The following is a 329-nucleotide window of genomic DNA, read 5'->3' on the forward strand; positions in this document are numbered from 1 at the left end:
CCCACGTCCAGAAATATCGCCACTTAAGCGTCTACGAGTGTAGTTGGCATATTGATCATTCGCGAGCTGTTCTGCCTACCAACAGGCGTCCCAGTCGCTAGTCTGATTATTCTCTTCCTTCGTCCTCAGACGGCGAACTCCGGCGTAGCCCACTTAAAGTGAGTCCCTTACCCTACCACATGGGCGATGGAGGGAGGAACCGCTAAGCTACTATTATGCAGCTAAAGCGAAGTTATTGTTAGATTTGCCAGTTATTATTGGCGTTGATGTTTTAACGAGGCCATCTCCTCGACTCGCAACCTAAGCTCGAACTATCCCTGTCGAATCCG

1 other RNA gene is annotated in these 329 nt (G+C 49.8%); it reads right to left on the reverse strand.

Annotation, left to right across the window (positions count from 1 at the left end):
- Positions 1–329: a transfer-messenger RNA gene (gene ssrA, locus IDM40_RS27820) on the reverse strand; the annotation flags it as partial.

This window comes from Nocardiopsis coralli, from assembly GCF_014892575.1.
GTDB lineage: Bacteria > Actinomycetota > Actinomycetes > Streptosporangiales > Streptosporangiaceae > Nocardiopsis > Nocardiopsis coralli.